Annotated in this window: 1 pseudogene; it reads left to right on the top strand. The window is 83.3% G+C overall.

The window, feature by feature from the left end:
* A pseudogene (locus tag IH13_RS44505) lies at window positions 1-233 on the top strand (hypothetical protein); the annotation flags it as partial.

Genomic DNA, 233 nt, shown 5'->3' with positions numbered 1-233 from the left:
GGCGTGTCGGGAGCCGGTCCGGCGACCGGGGCGGTAGGCGATCTCGGGCGCCCGCGCGGCGGTGCGAGCCGCCCCGGGGACGGCACGGCCGGACTCCCCCAGAGACGCACCGGTGTCGTCCCCGGTCTCTTCGGCGAGCGCGCGACCGGGGGCGGCCCCGTCACCGGGGGCGGGGTCCTGGCAGAGGCGGGCCTCCTGGCCGAGGGCGGCCGCGCGGCCAGGGCCGGCGGGGC

This window comes from Streptomyces sp. NRRL WC-3549, assembly GCF_000721935.1.
Classification (GTDB): Bacteria; Actinomycetota; Actinomycetes; order Streptomycetales; family Streptomycetaceae; genus Streptomyces.
This window is presented reverse-complemented; position numbering and strand designations above follow the sequence as displayed.